The organism is Sphingomonas sp. STIS6.2 (genome assembly GCF_000732685.2).
Classification (GTDB): Bacteria; Pseudomonadota; Alphaproteobacteria; order Sphingomonadales; family Sphingomonadaceae; genus Sphingomonas; species Sphingomonas aerolata.
Genome location: NZ_JPDP02000159.1, coordinates 368913 through 390188, shown reverse-complemented (window position 1 = coordinate 390188; position 21276 = coordinate 368913). Strand labels below are relative to the sequence as shown.

Below are 21276 nucleotides of genomic sequence, written 5' to 3'. Positions count from 1 at the left end.
CAGACGACCTTCAGGCGCCGTCTGTAAGAATGTCTGCTTCTCACCCCATTCTGGACCTTCGGGATCACGCGGTGCCCCGAAAGTGGCTCCGATTTGATTAAGCCGTTTATGAGCCGATTGGGGTCTCCGGGGATGCGAACACGCCGGAAACCGGACTTGGGCGTCGTTAGGTACCCGTGTGAGGCAAGATGAAACGTAGCATTGGCGGAAGAGGTGGGATTCGAACCCACGGTAGAGTTACCCCTACGCTGGTTTTCAAGACCAGTTCCTTAAACCACTCGGACACTCTTCCGCACCGCATCCGCGCCGCCGCAATGGCGGAGGGGCGTGTGCGACCGGCATCTAGGTCGGGGTGGAGCGTTGCGCAACTCTTTCGCACGGAGGGGGCCGACCGTTCGACATGGCTTGCCACGATCGCACGGCTCGGGCAGCGCTGCGTCATGGATCTCGACGCGATGCTCACCCATTATTTCGGCACGACCGATCTCGATACGCTGGATACGATCGCGATCGATGACGGTCTCGAGCGCGTCCGGATCGCGTTCGGGACCGAGCGCGAGACCGGCCGGCGGTTTGCGCTGTGGGCCGTGCTGGCGACGCTCGGCGATGCGCCCGACCCGCGTGACGCGTTCAAGAGCGCGGCCGAGCAACAGGCTGCGCAGGCCTATGTCCGCGCGCTCCGGACGGCGGACACGCTGGACGACTAGCCGCCCCGTGGGGGCAGACGGATAGCTTTGGCAGGGCGGGCGTTGGGGACGCAACTCCTGACAGTCTAGCGAAAGCGAGCCCCATGCACATCGATCTCTCCGGACAGACCGCTATCGTCACCGGCGCAAGCTCCGGCCTCGGACGCGCCGCCGCTCTGCTCTTCGCGCAGGCCGGCGCGCGCGTCGCGGTCAATTACAACAGCAATCGCGAGGCGGCGGACGACGTGGTCGCGCGGATCGTTGCAGGCGGGGGCGAGGCATTCTCCTGCCAGGCCGATACCGCGGACGAGGATGCCGTCCTTCGGCTGTTCGACGAGACCGTGTCGCGGTTCGGCGGCGTCGATGTCGTGTTCGCCAATGCCGGCATGCAGAAGGACGCGGGCTATGCGGACATGACGCTCGCGGACTGGAGCCGCGTCATCGACGTCAACCTGACCGGTCAGTTCCTCGTTTCGCGCGAGGCGGTACGCCGCTTCCGCGCGCAGGGTGATCGCGGCTTTGGCCGGGCGATCGGCAAGATCCTGTTCATGAGTTCGGTGCACGAGACGATCCCCTGGGCGGGGCATGCTAACTATGCAGCGTCGAAGGGCGGCAGCGGGATGCTGATGCGCACGCTGGCACAGGAGGTCGCGCAGGAGCGGATCCGGGTCAATGCGCTGGCGCCCGGCGCGATCGCGACCGACATCAACGCCGATGCGACCAAGGGCGATGCCGCCGACGCGCTGCTTGAACTCATCCCCTATGGACGGATCGGCGAACCCGACGATGTCGCGCGTGCGGCGCTGTTCCTGGTGTCCGATGCCGCGGACTATATCATCGGATCGACGCTGACCGTCGACGGCGGGATGAGCCTGTATCCCGGTTTCCGCGACAACGGCTGACCGCGCTGGAGACATTGCCGCGACCCGCGAGGGTCGCGGCTCGCGTCAGGCCTGGAACAGGTCCTTGTACTGGCGTGGCTGTGAGCGGAGATACTGGTTGGGCGCCTTCACATGGCCGCCGAGATGTGCGGCGGCGTGCCACGGCCAGCGTGGATCGTAGAGAAGGGTCCGGGCGAGCGCGACGAGATCGGCGTCACCGGTCCCGATGATCGCCTCGGCCTGTTCATAGTCGGTGATCAGCCCGACCGCGACGACGGGGATCCCGACCGCCTGCTTGACCTGACGCGCCAGCGGGACCTGATAGCTTGGCCCGACCGGGATCTGCTGGTCCGGGCTGAGGCCCCCGCTCGAGACGTGGATCGCGTCGCACCCGCGAGCCTCGAGCGCCTTTGCGAAGGCGACGGTTTGTTCGCCGTCCCAGCCACCCTCGACCCAGTCGGTGCCCGATACGCGCATCGTCACCGGGCGATCCGCCGGGAAAGCGGCGCGGACCGCGTCATAGACTTCGAGCGGGAAGCGCATCCGGTTTTCGAGGCTGCCGCCATAATCGTCGTCGCGATGGTTGGCCAAGGGCGAGAGGAACTGGTGGAGCAGATAGCCGTGCGCGGCGTGCAGCTGGATCGCATCGATCCCGAGCCGTGCCGCGCGCGTCGCCGCGGCGGCAAACGCGTCGCGCAGTCGCGCCAGCCCCTCGAGATCGAGCGCCGTCGGCGGCGTATCGTCGGGCAGGAAACCGGCCGGGGAGGGGGCTTCGGTCTGCCATCCCTTGTCGGCGCCCGGCGCGATCTGCCCGCCGCCCTTCCATGGGACTTCGCACGACGCCTTGCGTCCGGCATGCGACAGCTGGATGCCGATCGGCATGTCCGACCAGCGGCGCACGCTCTCGAGTGTCCGCGCGATCGCCGCCTCGCTCGCATCGTCATACAGCCCGACATCGCCGTAGGTGATCCGCCCCTCGGGCGTCACCGCGGCGGCTTCGAGCATCATCAGGGCCGCGCCCGACAGCGCAAGATGCCCGAGATGGATCAGGTGCCAGTCGGTCATGCAGCCGTCGACCGCCGAATATTGGCACATCGGCGCGATGACGATCCGGTTGGCGAGATCGAGCTTGCCGACCTTGAACTGCGTGAAGAGCTGCGGACCGCTCATGCGGAAACGGCCGTATCGATGGGGATGGCGCGCATCGTGAGAACCTCGTGCGATGGGGAATGCGCGTCAACGCACCGGGCCGGGATAGGAGCCGGCGGACGAGTGCCGGGCGCGCCAACTTGCAGCCGCCCGACTGGTCTTTGCGAATGGTCCCCGCCGTCCCGGCGCGTGCCGGAACGACAGGGTGGGACAGGGCTGCTTAGAACTTGGCGCCGAGCTCCACGCCGTAGAAGCGCGGTTCGCCGGCGATATAGGTGGGGATGCCGAACCCGCCGCCCGTGTTGCCCGCGTCGATCAGGTAGCGTTTGTTGGTCAGGTTGCGCGCAAAGCCGCCGACGCGGTAGCGCCCGTCCGCGAGCTCGATACCCGCACGCAGGTTGACCAGCGTATAGCCGCGCTGGCTGATTGCGGCGCTGTTGGGCAGTTCGAAGAACACCTTCGACCGGTAGTTGGCGCTGGGCGTCGCATAGAAGACCGCGCCGCCGAGGGGGAGGCGGAGCGTCGCGCCGCCCGATGCCGTGGTGCTCGGCTGGAGGCGGAAGCGGTTGCCGGCAAAGGTGCCTGCAGGCTGGTCCGCGATCCCGCCGTCGAGATAGGCGAAGGTCCCGAACACCGACAGATACTGGCCAAGCGCCAGATTGCCCTCGAGCTCGACGCCGACATTCTTTGCCGAGCCCGCGCTGCGCGTGACCGCGACGACCGCACCATTGGCGGGATTGACCTCGTTCACCGAGACCTGGAACCCGTCATAGGTCTGATAGAAGACCGATGCTGCGCCGGTGAAGGGTCCGACGCGCCCCTTGATACCGCCTTCGTAGTTCCAGACATTTTCCTCAGGCACGATCTGAAGATTGGGGCGTACGCCGTTGACGGCGTTGAGTGCGGCCAACTGGACGACCGGCGAGCGCCGGCCCTTGCTGATCGTGCCGTAGAGGCTGACATCGTCGTCGAGCTTCAACAGCGCATTGAACCGCGGGAGGATCGCGGCGAAGCTCTGGTCCGCCTCGAACTTCACGCCATTGGTGTTTGCGGTGCCGAGCAGGCTGGTGCGGACGCCCAGCGCAGCGAGGATCTGCGAATTTGGCTGGATCGACGAATAGCCCGACTGACGATCCTCGATCTGGATGCGTGCGCCGGCGGTCAGCTCGAGCGCCGGGATCGGGATATAGGTCGCGTCGGCGAATACCGAATAGGTGTCGTTGTTGCCGTAATTGGTGAACTCGGATGAGTACGGGATCTGCGTCGAGCGGCCGCCGGTGAGAATCGCGGTGGCGCGGGTCGCTGCCGGGATCGTCCCGTTGGCGGCGACACAGCCCGGGCCGGTCGGGATCCCCGCGCCGTTCAGCGCGGTGCGGAACGGCTGATAGGCCGCAGCGATCGAGCAGGCGATATAGGTGCCCTCCTCGGTCGAGAAGGGGACGCGCTGCGACCCGTTCTCGAAGAAGGCGTTCCACCCGAACGACGCGCGATATTTCGGGCCGTCGAACGCGAAGCGGCTCTCATGGCTCCACTGGTCGCCCTTCGCATCCTCGGCGAATTCGAGATACCAGGCCGGGCCGCCATCCGCGTCGAAGATCTCGAGCGCATCGAAGCGGCGATAGCCGTTGACGGTGGTGAAGGTGATGCCGGGCGACAGATCGACCGACACCGTCAGGTTGGCGTCATAGACGTTGCGGTCGAGCCCGAGCTTGCGCGCACCGAGCGCCGTCGCGCTGAACGGCGAACCCGAGAGCTCGGCATTGCCGTAATCGCCGGTCTGGCCGCCGGTCGGGGCATGCGCGCGGCTCTTGAACGCGGTGCCGGGATTGCGCTGACCATCATAGGTCAGGACGAGATCGGCGGTGACCGCGTCGTTCGGCTGGAAGCGCAACGAGCCGCGTATGCCGCGCTGGTCCTGCCCGTTCAGATCGTCCTGATCGACCTTGCCCTGGTTCTGGTTGGGGATGTTCGCATCGCCCGCGATGTTGCGGACATAGCCGTCGCGATATTTATAGGCGAAGGCCAGCCGCCCCGACAACATGTCGTTGCCGGCGTTCAGGAAGCCCGACACCTGCGTGCGGTTGTAATTGCCATAGGAGCCGGTGATCGCACCCGAGGTCCCGGGCTGCGGCTTGGCGGAGATGAGGTTGATCGCACCGACCGCGGCGGCGGTGCCGAACAGCGTCGCCTGCGGGCCCTTCACGACCTCGATCCGCTCGAGATCATAGAGGTCCTGATAGGCGCCGCGCGAGCGGCTGATGTCGACGCCGTTATAGTAGAGCGTCACGCGCGCACCCTGCTGCGACGAGCCATTGTCCGAGGTGATGCCGCGGATCACGAAGCCGGGGTTGTTCGCGCTCTGCTCCTGGATCTGCAGGCCGGGAATATAGGCGGCGACTTCGGACAGCGAGTTGACGCCGATATCCGCCATCTTCGCGCCGGTGAGCGCGGTGACGGTCAGCGGCACGTCCTCGATCCGCTGTTCGCGCTTCTGCGCGGTCACGACGATGTCGTCGCCGCCCGTCACGTCGGCGCGGGCGGCCGGGCCGGTCGCCGGATCGGGTGCGACGATCGCCTGGGCAAGCGCACCCGTCGAACAGGATGCAGCAAGCGCGGCCAGAGCCAGGCGCGTAGAAATGGTCGTCATGAAGTCCCCCGATTGTCAGTGAGCGAGCACCTAGGGCGGGGTCGTTACGGTTCCGCGTCGAATGCATGACCCGCGCGTGACGGCCTGTCATCGCGGCGTAACGCTGCCGCAACGTGACTGACGCCGAGCGCCCCTAGCAGGCGGCATCACCGCAAAAGGCACTGTTATGACGATCAATCGCCGCGACGCCCTCACGCTCTTCGGCTCCGGCTCCGCGCTCGCGCTTCCCGGCCTCGCCACCGCGGCGCGCACGAACGGCAGCGCGGGGGCAGCGCGCTTCGACCACGGCGTGGCGAGCGGCGATCCCTCCCCGGACGGCGCGATCCTGTGGACCCGCGCGACCCCGCAGGATCCGCAACAGGCCGGCGATATCGCGCTGACCTGGCATGTCGCACTGCGCGAGGGCGATACGCCCCTCCGTTCGGGCCGTATCGCGGCGCGTGCCGCGCGCGACTTCACCGCCAAGGTCGCGGTGACGGGGCTGAACCCCGGAACCGAGTATCGCTACTGGTTCGAAACCGCGGCGGGTACGCGCTCACCCGTCGGCCGGGTCCGCACGCTGCCCCGCGGCGCGGTGGCGGATGTCGTCATGGGCGTGGTGTCGTGCCAGCTCTACCCCGGCGGGTTCTTCAACGCCTATGCTTCGATCGCCAAACTCGACCGGCTCGACGCGGTGCTGCATCTCGGCGACTACATCTATGAATATGCCATCGACGGTTATGGCGGCGACATCGGCAAGAAGATCGGCCGGCTGGTCGAGCCCACGCATGAGATCGTGACGCTCGCTGATTACCGGATGCGTCACGCGCAGGTGAAGCGCGACGCCGACATGCAGGCGGCGCATGCCCGGGCGGCGTTCATCTGCGTGTGGGACGATCACGAGGTCGCCAATGATGACTGGATCGGCGGCGCCGAGAACCATGACCCGGCGACCGAGGGCGACTGGAAGGCGCGCAAGGCCGCGTCGATGCAGGCCTATTTCGAATGGATGCCGATCCGCGACCCGAGGCCCGGCGAGCCGTGGGAAGCGATCAACCGCAGTTTCGAGTTCGGGGATCTCGCGACGCTGGTGATGGTCGAGACGCGGCTGCTCGCGCGGAGCAGGCAGGTCGCGGCGAAGGGCGAGGCGATTGCGCCTGCCGAATATGCCCCGATGATGGCGGAGCGCGCGCAGCCGGGTCGCGAAATGCTGGGCGCACCGCAGCTCGCCTGGATCGAGCGGACGATGGCGGCGTCGGTCACGGCGGGCAAGCCGTGGCAGGTACTCGGCAACCAGGTGGTGATGGCGCGCGTGGCCGGCCCGGATCTCGAGAGGCAGCTTGGCCCCGATCGCTTCGCCGCGATGATGGCGCGGCTCCCAGAGAAATGGCGCACCGCGCTGATGGCGAGCATGGCATCCTATCGCGCGGGTCTGCCGTTCAACTTCGACAGCTGGGACGGCTATCCCGCAGCACGGGAGCGGCTTTATGCCGCGTTCAAGCGGTCGGGGTCGCGACCGGTCGTGCTGTCGGGCGATAGCCATGCCGGCTGGGCGAACGATCTGCACGACGCATCGGGGCGGCTCGTCGCAGTCGAATTCGGTGCGACCGCAATTACCAGCCCGTCCTATGGCTCGCTGATCCCGGGGATCGGGACGCTGATCGCCGACGCCAATGACGAGGTCCGCTTCTGCGACCAGGATCGCAAGGGGTACATCGTCCTGACGCTGACGCCGGAGCATGCCACCGCGGACTTCAAGACGGTATCGACGGTCGTTGCCAAGTCGTTCGAGGAGGCGAGCGTCGCGCGGTTCCGCGCCTCGGCCGCAGCACCGGAAGCGAAACTCGAGCAGCTTGGATAGCGGCGGCGACGCACCGGGTGACGCCGATCGGGGTCACCCGCTTTGCACGAGACCGCCGGTAATTTCTCGTCGGCAGGGAAAAGAAACCGAACCGGGAACATTGCCGAGAGCAGGCGGGTTTTCGCCCTGACACGCCGCCGCGCTGCTAGAATGGTGGAGGTTGGCGTCAATCTGGGGGCTCGCTTTGCATCTTCTGCCTGATACGCTCGAGGCCGGTTCGGCCTATCCGCTCGGCGCCACGTTCGACGGGCTCGGGGTCAATTTCGCGGTCTATTCGGCCAATGCCGAGAAGATCGAGCTGTGCGTCTATGACGACAGCGGCCGCCGTGAACTGAAGCGCTACGTCCTGCCCGAATGGACCGACGAGGTGTGGCACGGCTATCTCCCCGATGCGCAGCCGGGGCTGTCCTATGGCTATCGCGCCTATGGCCGGTATGCACCCGAAGAGGGCCACCGGTTCAATCCTAACAAGCTGCTGCTCGATCCCTATGCCAAGGCGATGACGGGCGAGTTGCGCTGGACCGACGCGATGTACGGCTATCAGGTCAAGTCAGCGCGCGAGGATCTGAGCTTCGATCGGCGCGACAATGCGTTGACCATGCCCAAGGGTGTCGTGACCGACAGCCATTTCGACTGGTCGCGCGACGTCCGCCCGAACACGCCCTGGTCCGAGACGATCATCTACGAGGCGCACGTCAAGGGCCTGACCAAGCTGTTCGACGAGGTGCAGCCCTCCGAACGCGGAACCTTCGCCGCGCTCGGCAATCCCAAGGTCATCGATCATCTCAAGCGGCTCGGCGTGACCGCGCTCGAGCTGCTGCCGATCCACAGCTATACACAGGACCGGTTCCTGCAGGAAAAGGGGCTGCGGAATTACTGGGGGTACAACACCCTCAACTTCTTCACGCCCGAACGCTCCTTCTTTGCGACCGACAGCCACAACGAACTGCGCCGGTCGATCCGCCGTCTCCATGCGGCGGGGATCGAGGTTATCCTCGACGTCGTCTACAATCACACGTGTGAGGGGTCGGAGCAGGGGCCGACGCTGTCGTGGCGCGGGCTCGACAATGCGAGTTACTACCGGCTGGTCAAGGATCAGCCGCGCTTCTCGATCAACGACACGGGGACCGGGAACACGCTGAACCTGACCAAGGCGCGGGTGATCCAGATGGTGGCGGATTCGCTGCGCTACTGGGCGACGAGCTTCGGGATCGACGGGTTCCGTTTCGATCTCGGGCTGACGCTGGGGCGGACGGACACCGGCTTCGATCCGGGCGCCGGGTTCTTCGACGTGCTGCGGCAGGATCCGGTGCTGGGCCAGCTGAAGCTGATCACCGAGCCTTGGGATATCGGTCCGGGCGGCTATCAGCTCGGCAATTTCCCCCCGGGCTTTGCCGAATGGAACGACAAGTACCGCGATACCGTCCGCAAGTTTTGGCGCGGTGACCATGCGCAGCGGGCGGATCTGGCGGCGCGGCTGACCGGATCGGCGGATCTGTTTGATCGCCGTGCGCGGCGCCCCTGGGCCAGCGTCAATCTGCTCGGCGCGCATGACGGCTACACGCTCGCCGACACGACGGCCTATGAGGAACGGCACAACGAGGCGAATGGCGAGGACAATCGCGACGGCCATTCAAATAACTGTTCGCGCAACTGGGGTGTCGAGGGGCCGACCGACGATCCCGTGATCGCGGAGACTCGCAAGCGGGTCGCGCGGTCGATGCTAACGACGCTGTTCGCCTCGCTCGGCACGCCGATGCTCGTCGCGGGCGACGAGTTCGGGCGGACGCAGGGCGGCAACAACAATGCCTATTGCCAAGATAACGAGATCAGCTGGCTCGACTGGACGCAGGCGAAGACCCCAGAGGGCGAAGCGCTGATCGACTTCACCGCGCGGCTGGCCGCGTTGCGACGCGACTATCCGATGCTGCGCGCGGGCAATTTCCTCTACGGCGAGGATACCCCGGCGGAGGGTCTGAAGGACATCGAATGGTGGGACGAGCGCGGTGTCCAGCTGTCGCCTGAGGACTGGGAAAACACCAATGGCCGTGCGCTGACGATGCGTCGTGCGGCGCTGTGTGAGGATGGCAGGATCCAGGTCGTGTCACTGCTGCTGAACGCGTCGGAGGGTCCGCTGACCTTCACCATGCCACCGCCGTCCGAGGTCGAGCGTATGGTCCTGATCGACAGCGCCAAGCCCGACCAGCTGCCGATGCCGATCACCGACAGCTATGACCTCGCACCGCAGGGTGCGGCGCTGCTGTCCTGGACGATGGATCCGGCATGAGCGCGTGGGGCGCGACGCCGGCGAGCGGCGGCACAGCGTTCCGGCTCTGGGCGCCCGATGCCGACCGGGTGACGCTGGAGATCGACGGCGCCGCGGCGACGTCGATGGACGGGCAGGCCGACGGATGGTTCACCGCGCCCGCCGATGTTGGGGCAGGTGTGCGCTATCGCTTCCGGATCGGCGAGGAGCTGGTCGTCCCCGATCCGGCCTCGCGCCAGCAATCGGGTGGTGTGCACGGCTGGAGCGTCACCGTCGATCCCGCGGCGTATCGCTGGCGATCGACCGACTGGCGTGGGCGGCGCTGGGAGGAGCTGGTGATCATGGAGGTCCATGCCGGCACCATGGGTGGTTTCGCCGGGGTCACCGCACGCCTGCCCGAGATCGCCGCGCTCGGCGTGACCGCGATCGAGCTGATGCCGGTCGCGGCGTTCGGCGGCACGCGCAACTGGGGGTATGACGGAGTCCTGCCCTATGCGGTCGCCGAGAGCTACGGCACGCCCGACGAACTTAGGGCGATGGTCGATGCCGCACACGCGCTGGGCGTCGCGGTGCTGCTCGATGTCGTCTATAATCACTTCGGACCCGACGGGAATTATCTCGGCGCCTATGCCGGATCGTTCTTTCACAAGGACGTCGATACGCCTTGGGGCGGGGCGGTGGCGGTCGATGTCGAGCCCGTTGCGCGCTACTTCATCGACAACGCCCTGATGTGGCTGACCGACTACCGGATCGACGGTCTGCGGTTCGATGCCGTCCATGCGATCGACAATGACCGGTTCCTCGATGCGATGGCGGCTGAGATCCGCGCGACGGTGACCGACCGGCCGGTCCATCTCGTCCTCGAGAACGAGCGCAACGACGCCGATCGGCTGCGGCCGGGCGGCTATGACGCGCAGTGGAACGACGACTTCCACAATGTCCTTCACGTGATGCTGACGGGCGAGACCAGCGCCTATTACGCCGACTTCGCCGACTGGCCGGCGGAGCGTCTCGCGCGGTGCCTGGGCGAAGGGTTCATCTATCAGGGGGAGGGGTCGGCCAATCATGACGGCCGGACGCGCGGCACGCCGAGCGCGCACCTTTCACCGACCGCGTTCGTGTCGTTTCTCCAGAACCACGACCAGATCGGCAACCGGGCGCTTGGCGAGCGGCTGACGCGGCTCACCGATCACGCGCGGTTGCGTGCGGCGGCAGTGCTGCTGCTGCTCTGCCCGCAGATCCCGCTGCTGTTCATGGGGGACGAGACGGGGAGCGAGACGCCGTTCCTGTTCTTCACCGACTTCCATGACGAGCTGGCCGATGCGGTGCGCGATGGCCGGCGCCGGGAATTCGCGAAGTTTGCCGCGTTCGCCGACGAATCCGCCCGCGCCGCGATCCCCGATCCGAATGCGCGCGCGACCTTCGAGGCGTCGGTTGCTGCACCCGGTCCCGACGCCGATGCGTGGCGCGATCTTTATCATACGCTGATCACAGTCCGGCAGCGCGCGATCATACCGCGCCTGTCCGGCACGCGCGCAATGGGCGCCGAGGCAATCGGGCCGGCAGCGGTCGTCGCGCGCTGGACGCTGGGCGACGGCGCGGTGCTCACGATCGCGCTCAATCTCGGCGAGGATCCGGTCGCGTTTCCCGAGGCCTCCGGCGAGACGCTGTTCGCGCAGGGCGATGCGGGGTGGCGCGCTAGCGTCGCCGTGTGGCTGGCGGCATGAGCCTGCTCCACGACCTTGCCGCCGCCGCTGGTCTGCAGCCCCGGTGGCAGGATGCCGGCGGGCGTGCGCAGACGGTGGCCGACGAGGCGTTGCGAGCGATCCTGAGCGCGCTCGGGCTTCCAGCCGACAGCGACGCAGCGATACGCGCGAGCCTGGCTACCGCACGCGCGGCGCGTGCCGAACCTCCGTCGTTCGTCTCGGCAGATATCGGTGCGCGGGTGTCGGTGGGAGCAGGCGACGGACCTGCCATCCTGACGTTGGAGGACGGGTCGCCGCGTGCCGTGACGATCGTCGACGGGCAGCTGCCGGGCATCACGGAGCCGGGATACCACATGCTCACCATCGACGGCCGGGACATCCGGCTCGCGATCGCGCCACCGCGCTGCGTCACGATCGCGGACGTCGAGGCAGGTGGGCGCCTCTGGGGCCCGGCGGTGCAGATTCCCGCCCTGCGCGACGGCCGGGGCACCGAGTTCGGCGACTTCGGCACGCTTGCGGACACGGTGCGCGCGTTCGCGGAGTGCGGTGCCGATGCTGTGGCGATCAGCCCGACACATGCGCTGTTCCCGGCGGATGCGACCCGCTTCAGCCCCTATGCCCCGTCGAGCCGCCAGTTCCTCAACGTCATGCTCGCCGATCCGTCCATGATTGCGGGCGAGACTCCGGCGGACGCAGGGGCGCCGCCCGCGTTGATCGACTGGGCTGGCGCGATCCCGGATCGCCTCGTCCAGTTGCGTCGACAATTTGACACGTTGCCGGACACCGTACGGGCCGAGGTCGAGGCGTTCGCGGCAAGGGGCGGCAGTGATCTGCGTTTCCACGCCGCGTTCGATGCGCTTCACGCGCATTTTCTTGTGCAGTCGGGCGCCCGGGGATGGCAGGACTGGCCCGCCGCCTATCAGGATCCCGATGGCGCCGCGGTCGCCGCGTTCATGACGGAGCAGCGCGATACGTGCGACTTCTATGTCTTCCTTCAGTGGCTGGCGGATACCGGGCTTGAACGGGCGCAGCGCACGGCACGTGATGGCGGCATGGCGGTCGGTCTGGTCGCGGATCTCGCGGTCGGCATGGATCCGGGCGGCAGTCATGCGTGGCGGCGGCGGGGTGATCTGCTGAACGGTCTGTCGATCGGTGCGCCACCCGACCCGCTGGGGCCCGACGGGCAGGCCTGGGGCATCACCGGCTTCGACCCACGGGCGCTTGTGGCAAATGGCTTCGCCCCGTTCATCGCGACGATCCGCGCGGGCTTGGCGCATGCCGGCGGGCTTCGCATCGATCACGCATTTGGCCTGCGGCGGCTATGGGTCGTGCCCGACGGCGCGTCGGCGGCGGACGGAGCATATCTCGACATGCCGTTTGCCGACATGATGCGGATCATCGCGCTGGAATCGCACCGCGCGCGCGCGATCGTCATCGGCGAGGATCTGGGGACCGTGCCTGACGGGTTTCGCGAGGCGATGGACACGCGGGCGATGCTGGGGATGCGCGTGCTCTGGTTCGAGCGCGACGGCGACGGTGATTTCATTCCCCCCGACTCCTGGTCGGTCGAAGCGGTCGCGATGAGCGGGACGCATGATCTGGCGACGATCGCGGGCTGGTGGCAGGGTCGTGATATCGCCTGGAACTGGGCCCTTGGCCGGACCAGCGAGGCCGCCGACGAGGCGGCCGACCATGCCGCCCGCGCCGAAGACCGGTCCCGTCTGTGGACCGCGCTCGGTGCGCCGGGGCCACAGCCCGACCCGAGCGACACGGCTCCGGTCGTCGACGCCGCGCTGGCGCATGTCGCACGGACGCCTTGCGGGCTGGCGATCTTCCCGCTCGAGGACCTCGTCGGTCTCGTCGAGCAGCCCAATCTTCCCGGCACGACCGATGAACACCCCAATTGGCGGAGACGCATGCCAGACACCACCGACGCGCTGCTCGCGCGCCCCGACACTGCCGCACGCATCGCCCTGATCGAAACGGCGCGCGCATCATGACGCCGCGTGCGACCTACCGGATGCAGTTCCACAAGGACTTCACCTTCGCGGACGCCGAGGCGCAGGTGCCTTATCTCGCCGCGCTCGGGATCAGCCATCTCTACGCATCGCCGATCGCGACGGCTCGGTCCGGATCGACGCACGGCTATGACGTCGTCGATCCGACCCGGATCAATCCCGAACTGGGTGGCGAGGCGGGGTTTCGCCGGCTCGTCGACCGGTTGAAGGCGCACGGCATGTGTATGATCGTCGACATTGTTCCCAATCACATGGGTGTGGCAGGCGGCGAGAATGGCTGGTGGAACGACGTCCTCGCGAACGGTGCGTCGAGCTATTATGCGCAGTTCTTCGATATCGACTGGCGCGAACCTGTCCTGCTCCCGATCCTGGGCGATCCGGTGTCGGTGGCGATCGCGCAGGGCGCGCTCAGCGTCGAATTGGTCGACGATGTGCCGATGCTCGTCGCCTATGGCGAGCACCGTCTGCCGCTTCGTCCTGAAGATCACGCGACCGCGGCGAGCGACGACCTGATCGCGTTGCTTGATCGGCAGCATTACCGGCTGGCATCGTGGCGCACCGCAAACGACGATCTCAACTGGCGGCGATTCTTCACGATCAACGATCTCGCCGGACTGCGCGCGGAAGATCCTGTAGTGTTCGAGGCGAGCCACCGGCTGTACCTCGACCTCTATGCCGAGGGGCTGATCGACGGTGTTCGGGTCGATCATGTCGACGGACTGACCGACCCCGCAGGCTATTGCCGAACGCTGCGCGCGCACTTCGATGCGATCACGCCAGCTGGCGCGGATCCGGCCTATATCGTCGTCGAGAAGATCCTCGCAGAGGGCGAACCGCTCGCCACCGATTGGGGGATCGACGGCACCAGTGGCTATGACTTCATGGCGCAGATCACCGCGCTGTTGCATGACGAGGACGGCGCCGCACCGCTCGCCGAGCTCTGGGCAGATATCAGCGGGCGGTCGGCCGCGTTCGAGCCCGAGGATCTGCGCGCGCGTCAGGACATGCTGTCCTGGCAGTTCGAGGGGCAGCTTGGCCGTTGCGTCGCGGCGTTCGTCGCGCTGGCACGGTCGACGCCGCAAGGCGACGGGCTGACGGCGGGGATGATCCGACGGGCGGTCGAGCGCATGCTCTGGGTCTTCCCGGTCTATCGCACCTATGGCACCGGCATCGCGGCACCCGCCGCCGATGCCGCGATCCGGACGATCGTGCGCGAGCGGGTCGCGACGCATCTGGCACCCGGCGAAGGACCGGTCGTCGACCTGATCCTAGACTGGCTCGCCGGTGAAGGGCCGGGCGATCCGGATCTCGCAGCGGCCGCGGTGAGGCGGTTCCAGCAACTCTCGGCACCGATCGTGGCCAAGGCCGTCGAGGACACCGCCTTCTACCGCTATGGCCGGTTGCTGTCGCGCAACGACGTCGGGTTCGACCCCGCGGCCTTCACGTTGCCCATCGAGGCGTTTCATGCCGCGATGGCGGAGCGTGCCGCCTGTTGGCCGCGTGCGATGCTGGCGTCGGCGACGCATGATCACAAGCGTGGCGAGGACGTGCGTGCCCGGCTCGCCGTGCTGAGCGAGATCCCGGTGCGCTGGCGTGAGACCGTGACGGGCTGGGTCGCAGCGGCGGCTGCTATCGACGACGCGGTGGATCCAGGCGATGCCTATATGCTGCTGCAGACGCTGTTCGGGGCGTGGCCCGAGGGGCTCCAGATCGATGACCGCGCAGGGCTTGCCGCCTATGCTGAGCGCATCGTCGGGTGGCAGGAAAAGTCGTTGCGCGAAGCCAAGCTGCGGTCGTCCTGGGAGGCGCCGGACGCGGCCTATGAGGAGCGGTGTCACGCGCTCGTTCGCGCGTTGCTCGATCCGAGCCGTTCCACGGCGTTCCTGCGCGATCTACATGAACTGGTCGAAGCGACCGCGGCGGCGGCGCAGGCGAATGCGCTCGTTCAGACGGCGCTGCGCTACACCGTGCCGGGGGTCGCCGATCTGTATCAGGGCACCGAGCTGGCGGATCTCAGCCTGGTCGATCCTGATAACCGCCGGCCGGTGGATTATGCCTGCCGCGCGCGGCTGCTCGGGCACGATGCGCCTGCAAAGCTCGCGCTGATCGCCCGCCTGCTCGCGACCCGGGCGGACGCACCCGAGATCTTCGCCCAGGGCGACTATTTTCCTCTCGACGTGACCGGATCGCGCGCCGCGCATGTCCTCGCCTTCGAGCGCCGCGCCAGTGAGCAGACATTGCGGGTTGCGGTCGCGCTACGCTGCGCGGCGGAACTGCTCGATCAGTCGGGGGCGGCGGTTCCTGCGGCATGGTGGGGTGAAACGCGGCTCGCGACCGGCGAGCGCGCAGCCGACCTTTTCGTGGACGGACCGGTCTTCGTCGCGGTGAGCGATTGATCCGGGCTGCGTCCCGCGTGCGGCGGGACGCAGCTTATTTACCGGCGAGATACGCGGCGATCGGGTCGATCATGTCCTCGGGGATGCGGCGCGCGATGACCGGCATCGTCGCCTGCGACTTGCGCGCGTCTACCACCGTCTCGTCGCCCCGCCAGTTGCGCAGACGCTGCGCAATGTAGCTGGCGCTCTGCCCGGCAAGTACCGGATAGGGCTTGCCCGGTGCATGGCAGCTGGCACAGGCGGGAAGCTGCTTGGCAGGCAGGCCCTCGCGGACGATCCGCGCGGCATTCACGCTGCCCGACGCTGTGGTCGTGCCGAGACCCGGCATGGCCGCGAAATGCCGCGCGAGCCGCGTCATCTCTCCGGGCGCCAGCGTTGCGGCGGCGTTGGCCATGACCGCGCTCTGGCGCTTGCCAGTCGCATAGGCCTGGAGTGCGGCACGCAGATAGACGGGGCTCTGGCCGCCGAGCACGGGCATGTCGGACTGGCCACGGCCGCGGCCGTCTGTGCCATGACAGCCGGCGCAGACGGCGATGCGTGCTGCGTCAGGACCGGCGGTGCCGCTGCCAGGTACTTCGGTCAGTGCGCGGTAGGTCGCAGGCGACATCTCCGGCAACAGGCGGACGAACGCGACCATGCGACGAACCTCGTCGTCGCGATCCTTGGCCGCCCAGCCGGGCATGCCGGTATATTTGACGCCGTGCTTGAGGATCCAGAAGATCTGCTTGTCAGTCCATTCGCGCGCATTCACTGCGAGATCGGGGGCGGGGGGCGTCGCCGCCTGCATCACCGGCAACGGACGCACGCCGGGCGCGCCGTGGCACGAGGCGCAGCTTGCCCGGAACAGGCCCGCCGCGCTGACGAGGCCTTCATTCGCCTTGGGATCGTCCGGCGCGGTAAAGGCGGCGTGCGTGCGCACTGAATTGCGCATCGTCCAGTGAAGGAACCAGTCGGTGATCTTCCAATGACCCGACGAGGCGGCGATGTTGAACACGCCCGACCAGGCGAACAACAGCCCGGCAAGCGCCAGCGCGACGATCGCGGCGATCGCGCGCGCCCAGGTAATGCGGATCGTCATGCCGTCGCGCTCCGTGTCTTCAATACCCCGCCGAGCATCGCGAGCCCGCCGAGGAAATAGCTTGCCGCGCCGACCATCAGCATGACGACGCCGCCGAGCTGCTGATCCTCGAGCGCGTCGAGGCCGTGCGCGGCCGGGTGCATCGCCATCATCGCGTAAAGCTGCCGGGGGGCGAGGCCAACGAGTGCGCCGAGGAGGGTCATGTGCATCGACGTCAGCAGCATCGCCGCGACGCCCGACACACGCCGGTCGGTCGCGCCGCCGGTGCGTGTGCCGAGCACCGCGCTCCAGAGCAGCAGGCCGGCGGCGAGGAAGCTCGCCTGTTCGAGCAGCAGCGCAACCGGCTGCATGTCGCCGCGCAGCCGGAGCGCGGGGAGGTGCCAGAGCCACACGACGACCAGCTCGACCAGCGACATGGCCAGCGGAGTGACGATCGCCGGCCAGCGCTCGGCGGGATCGAAACGGCTGCCCGCGATACCATAAGCGAGGAAGGGGGCCGCGACCGCGACCGCGATCATGTGGCCGGTCATGTGGCCGACCATGCCGAGCGGCGCGGCGGCGAACGCCCAGCCGATCGGCACCAGCGCGACGCCGAGCGCGAGGCTCGCGCGCCTCATCGGCAATCGCCGAAGACGATCACGGGCAGCGCGGTGAAGATCACCGCGACGAAGCTCAGGCCAGCGAGAAGCCGGGTCGACAGCGCAAGGAAGCGCAGCCGGTCGATCGCGGTCCCCTCGTCATGCGGCGGGGCGTCACCGGGCGTCTGCGACTGGACACGCGCGATATAGCCCGCGGCGAGGATACCAAGCAGCGCGACGATCGTCGCGATCAGGGTCGCCACGGGAAAGCCCGTCAGCGCCGTCGCCGGCGTGGGGGACTTGGCGCACGTCACCGCGACCCACAGATAGCAGAACAGGAAATGCACGGCCCAGATCGTCGGCGGGACGATCAGCGTCCAAAGCGTGACCTTCAGGTCGCGCGCCCAGTGTTTCCGATTGTCCTTGGGTGTTGTCATGCGACCCCCGGGAACAGGCCGATCGTGCAGAACGTCACGATCCCCGTCAGTGCGAGGAAATGGTGGTAGACGGTGATGTTGCGCAGGTCGGCGTCATAGACCGGCGTCATCTTGCCTGCGAGGCTGCGCGCGAGCGTATAGGCCTGCATGATCACGCCGATCGCGGCGTGCACTGCGGTCCAGATCGCGAGCGTCCAGACGATCGCCGGATAGACATGCAGTTCAGGGTCCATCCCCGAATACCACGGCCCGGCGAGCCCGGCGAACAGGCTCGACAGCGTTGCGACGATGCCGAGGACCAGCAATAGGCGGCCCACGGCGACGTTGCCGCGACGATGCACCTCGCGCGCGCCGACGGTCGCCGCCCAGCCGGTCAACGTCAGCGCCAGCGCGACCATCGGCCAGAATACGCCCGGTCCGTCCAGCCCCGCGCCCGTGGGCGGGAAATTGCTATGGATCGTCCAGAAGAAGAAATAGCCGAAGACCAGGCCCGAAAACGCGGTCGCATCCGCCATCATCGTGATGAACATCGCCCACCAGCCCGGCGCCGATGGCCCCGACGTATAGAGCGGCACCTCGATCCCGTGGCCGATATGCTTGGTCGGCTTTTCGGGAATCTCGGCGGTACCGGTCCACAGCCACCACAGCACGCAGGCGAGCGTCGCGACGCCGCTGAGCGCTGACAGCAGATAGAGGTGATAGGTCGTCAGGATGAAGACGCCTGCCAGTGCGACCGCGGTCATCATCGGCTTCACGCTGGGCGTGCCGAGGCGGATGACCTGCAACGGCCGCGCATCGAGCACGGTGGTGATGATCGACTCGCGCCGCATCTCCTCCGCGTCGGGCAGGAAAAAGCGGCCCTCGTCGACCTTCTGGACGAAGTTCTTCTGGTCCCAGATCGGATAGCGGCTCTCGATCAGCGGGACCGAGCGGATGCCCCAGTCCTCGTCATCGGGCAGCGCCAGCCATTCGAGCGTGCCCGCATTCCACGGATTGCGCGGCGCCTTCGGGCGGCGCGGCGAGAGCGCGAGGTCGATACACACGATCAGCACGCCGAGTGCGAACATGTAGGAGCCCGCGGTCGAGGCGAGGTTGAGCCCGCCGATGCCGAGTTCCTCGGGGTAGGTAAACACGCGGCGCGGCATTCCAAGCAGGCCCGACAGATGCATCGGGAAGAAGGTCAGGTTCATGCCGACGAACATGATCCAGAACGCGGTTCGCCCGAGCCTGTCCGACAGCTTCTTGCCGGTCACCAGTGGCCAGTAATAATAGAGCCCGGCGAACAGCGGCAGCAGCGTCCCGCCGATCAGCACGTAATGGAGATGCGCGACGATGAAATAGGTGTCGTGTGCCTGCCAGTCGAAAGGCGCGACCGCGACCATCACGCCGGTCAGACCGCCGATCACGAACACCGCAAGGCTGCCGCTCGCGTAAAGCAAGGGCGTCGATTTCTTGACGTTGCCCGCCCACAGAGTCGCGATGAACACGAATATCTGGACGCCGGTCGGGATCGCAACCGCCTCGGACGCTGCCGCGAAGAAGGCGAGGCTGATCTTGGGCAGCCCGGTCGTGAACATGTGGTGGACCCACAGCCCGAAGCTGAGGAACGCGGTGCCGACCGCCGCCAGCACGATCCACGGATACCCCAGCAGATGCCGCTGCGCGAAGGTCGGGATCAGCATCGCGAACAGCGCGATCGACGGCAGGAAGACGATATAGACTTCGGGGTGGCCGAAGATCCAGAACAGGTGCTGCCACAGCAACGGATCGCCGCCCTTGTCCGCGTTGAAGAACGGCCAGTTGAGTAGCCGCTCCATCTCGAACAGCACGTCGCCCGCGATCAGCGGCGGGAACGCGAACAGGATCATCACCGCGACGACCAGGATGTACCAAGCGTAAAGCGGCATGAGGTTGAGCCGCATGCCGGGCGGGCGGCATTTGAGCACGCCGACGATCAGTTCGACGGCGGCTGCGACCGACGACACCTCGATGAAGCTGAGGCCCAGCATCCAGATGTCCGCGCCGAGCCCGCTAAGATCGGTCCGCGTCGTCAGCGGCGGATACATGAACCAGCCGCCATCGGGCGCGGCATCGAAGAAGATCGATCCGGAGACGAACACGCCGCCGATCAGGAAGCTCCAATAGCCAAAGCCCGACAGTCGCGGAAACGGCAGATCACGCGCGCCGAGCAGCTGTGGCAGCAGAATAATCGAGACCGCCTCGAACATCGGCACCGCGAACAGGAACATCATCATCGAGCCGTGCAGCGTGAACAGCTGATTGAACGTGTTCGCGGTGACGAGATCGTTGTTCGGCACCGCCAGCTGCGTGCGCATGATCAGCGCGAGCACGCCCGCGAACAGCATGAAGCCGAACGCGGTCAGCGTGTACCAGACGCCGATCCGGTTGTTGTTGACGTCGGTCCAGCGGAAGAACCAGCCCGAGGGCGGCTTCCACACCTCGCGCAGGCGATCCTCCTGGCCCTTGCGGACCGCGGGATCGTTCTGGTCGGGGGCGACATAGGCCGGACTGTCGGTCGTCATTTCAGCCCCTGAAGATAGCTGGCGATCTGATCGGCTTCGGCGGCCGACATCTGCGGGAAGGCGGGCATGCGGACGCCGGGCTTGGTCTTGCCGGGCTGACGCACGAACCGCGCGATATTGGCATGGGTCATCGGCAGGATCCCCGCCGCGAGCGTCGGGCGCGAACCGAAATGCGTCAGGTCGGGGCCGATCTTCGCCGCCGGGCCCACACCGCGAACGCTGTGGCAGCCGCTGCAGCCATAGCTGGCGAACAGCCTCGCACCGGGCGATGCGGTGACCGTAGCCGGACGCGCCTGCGCGGTGAGCCAGCGTTCGAATGCAGCGGGCTCCATCGCGATGACGTCGAATGCCATCAGCGCATGCCCCAGCCCGCAGAATTCGGCGCAGACGCCGCGATATGTTCCCGCCTTGGTCGCGCGAACGACGAGGCGATTGGTGCGGCCGGGGATCATGTCCATCTTGCCCGCGAGCCCCGGCACCCAGAAGCTGTGGATGACGTCGGGGCTGCGCAGCGACAGCTCGACGGTGCGGCCGACGGGGAGGCGGAGTTCGTTCGCCGCTTCGACGACCGCGCCGCCGGGAGGAGCATAGCGTACGCGCCACCAGAACTGCTCGCCATCGACGCCGATCCGCAGGTCGGCATCGGCGACCGGTCGGGGGCGCATCGCGGGCAACGCGTAGAGCAGCAGCGCGAGCAACAGGATCGACGGGCCGATCCCGCCAAGCCACAGGACCATCTTCATCCCGCCCTTGTGCGTCAACCGCCCCTCGGGCGCGCGGATCGCATGCCGCATCAGCAGCGCAAGACCCAGTGCAAGCACGACCGCGCCGACGACCAGCACGATGGTGATCGACAGCACCTGATCGGCCTGTTCGCCGAACGGAGCCAGCGTCGACTGGTGCCGGTTGCAGGCGCCAAGCGCCGACAGGCACGCCCAGACGGAAAGTAAACTTGCCTTCCGCATCATCGCCTTAGCTTCCCCTTTGAGCAGATCCTCTAGCTGTGGCCGAAACGGCGTTAAACCCCTTAAATGAACTTTCCGTCATGGAC

Annotated in this window: 14 protein-coding genes and 1 tRNA gene; 7 read left to right on the top strand and 8 right to left on the bottom strand. The window is 67.2% G+C overall.

The genetic code is table 11. The features are described 5' to 3' along the window. Window positions 1-202 precede the first annotated feature (202 nt). Window positions 203-292 (bottom strand) — tRNA-Ser (locus sphst_RS16665). A 148-nt stretch (window positions 293-440) separates the two neighbouring features. On the opposite strand from sphst_RS16665, the gene sphst_RS16660 reads away from it, so the two are divergent. Together sphst_RS16660 and sphst_RS16655 are read left to right on the top strand one after the other, a co-directional pair. Continuing rightward, window positions 441-707 carry a hypothetical protein gene (locus tag sphst_RS16660; protein ID WP_031394846.1) on the top strand — a complete coding sequence of 89 codons (267 nt, stop codon included), beginning with the start codon at window positions 441-443 and terminating at the stop codon, window positions 705-707. Between the two features lie 83 nt (window positions 708-790). Continuing rightward, window positions 791-1588, top strand: coding sequence for a glucose 1-dehydrogenase (locus sphst_RS16655; RefSeq protein WP_031394847.1), 798 nt, complete (start codon window positions 791-793; stop codon window positions 1586-1588). 45 nt (window positions 1589-1633) lie between these two features. On the opposite strand, the gene sphst_RS16650 is transcribed toward sphst_RS16655, so the two are convergent. Together sphst_RS16650 and sphst_RS16645 are read right to left on the bottom strand one after the other, a co-directional pair. Next, entirely contained in the window at window positions 1634-2737 is a 1104-nt protein-coding gene (locus sphst_RS16650) for an NADH:flavin oxidoreductase/NADH oxidase (protein WP_107045850.1), read from the bottom strand. A 199-nt stretch (window positions 2738-2936) separates the two neighbouring features. After that, window positions 2937-5363 (bottom strand): TonB-dependent receptor, encoded by a 2427-nt coding sequence (locus tag sphst_RS16645; RefSeq protein WP_031394168.1) that lies wholly within the window; start codon window positions 5361-5363, stop codon window positions 2937-2939. Between the two features lie 166 nt (window positions 5364-5529). Here sphst_RS16645 and sphst_RS16640 point away from each other — a divergent pair, with 166 nt between their 5' ends. The 5 genes from sphst_RS16640 to treY all read left to right on the top strand — a co-directional run bounded on the left by sphst_RS16640 (window position 5530) and on the right by treY (window position 15589). Continuing rightward, complete coding sequence (locus tag sphst_RS16640; protein WP_031394167.1) at window positions 5530-7203, top strand: alkaline phosphatase D family protein; 1674 nt, start codon at window positions 5530-5532, stop codon at window positions 7201-7203. Window positions 7204-7387: 184 nt separating this feature from the next. After that, window positions 7388-9490, top strand: a complete 2103-nt coding sequence (gene glgX / locus sphst_RS16635) for a glycogen debranching protein GlgX (protein WP_031394166.1) — start codon at window positions 7388-7390, stop codon at window positions 9488-9490. Continuing rightward, window positions 9487-11196: a malto-oligosyltrehalose trehalohydrolase gene (gene treZ / locus sphst_RS16630; protein ID WP_107045849.1), complete on the top strand. Its 1710-nt coding sequence runs from the start codon at window positions 9487-9489 to the stop codon at window positions 11194-11196. Before glgX ends, treZ begins: the two co-directional genes overlap by 4 nt. Continuing rightward, window positions 11193-13175, top strand: a complete 1983-nt coding sequence (gene malQ, locus sphst_RS16625; RefSeq protein ID WP_107045938.1) for a 4-alpha-glucanotransferase — start codon at window positions 11193-11195, stop codon at window positions 13173-13175. Before treZ ends, malQ begins: the two co-directional genes overlap by 4 nt. Beyond that, window positions 13172-15589 (top strand): malto-oligosyltrehalose synthase, encoded by a 2418-nt coding sequence (treY, locus tag sphst_RS16620; protein WP_043157321.1) that lies wholly within the window; start codon window positions 13172-13174, stop codon window positions 15587-15589. The genes malQ and treY overlap by 4 nt, the downstream gene beginning before the upstream one ends. Window positions 15590-15623: 34 nt before the next feature. Here the strand turns inward: treY and sphst_RS16615 are convergent, their stop codons facing one another. The 5 genes from sphst_RS16615 to sphst_RS16595 are packed head-to-tail and all read right to left on the bottom strand — an operon-like array spanning window position 15624 to window position 21190. Beyond that, window positions 15624-16667 carry a c-type cytochrome gene (locus tag sphst_RS16615; protein ID WP_107045848.1) on the bottom strand — a complete coding sequence of 348 codons (1044 nt, stop codon included), beginning with the start codon at window positions 16665-16667 and terminating at the stop codon, window positions 15624-15626. After that, window positions 16664-17284 carry a cytochrome c oxidase assembly protein gene (locus sphst_RS16610; RefSeq protein ID WP_031395604.1) on the bottom strand — a complete coding sequence of 207 codons (621 nt, stop codon included), beginning with the start codon at window positions 17282-17284 and terminating at the stop codon, window positions 16664-16666. Before sphst_RS16610 ends, sphst_RS16615 begins: the two co-directional genes overlap by 4 nt. Beyond that, on the bottom strand, window positions 17281-17682 hold the full coding sequence (locus sphst_RS16605) for a hypothetical protein (RefSeq protein WP_042467339.1): 402 nt from the start codon (window positions 17680-17682) through the stop codon (window positions 17281-17283). The genes sphst_RS16610 and sphst_RS16605 overlap by 4 nt, the downstream gene beginning before the upstream one ends. Continuing rightward, entirely contained in the window at window positions 17679-20225 is a 2547-nt protein-coding gene (gene ctaD / locus sphst_RS16600) for a cytochrome c oxidase subunit I (RefSeq protein WP_056408040.1), read from the bottom strand. Before ctaD ends, sphst_RS16605 begins: the two co-directional genes overlap by 4 nt. Further along, window positions 20222-21190 carry a c-type cytochrome gene (locus sphst_RS16595; RefSeq protein ID WP_056408734.1) on the bottom strand — a complete coding sequence of 323 codons (969 nt, stop codon included), beginning with the start codon at window positions 21188-21190 and terminating at the stop codon, window positions 20222-20224. Before sphst_RS16595 ends, ctaD begins: the two co-directional genes overlap by 4 nt. Window positions 21191-21276 lie beyond the last annotated feature (86 nt).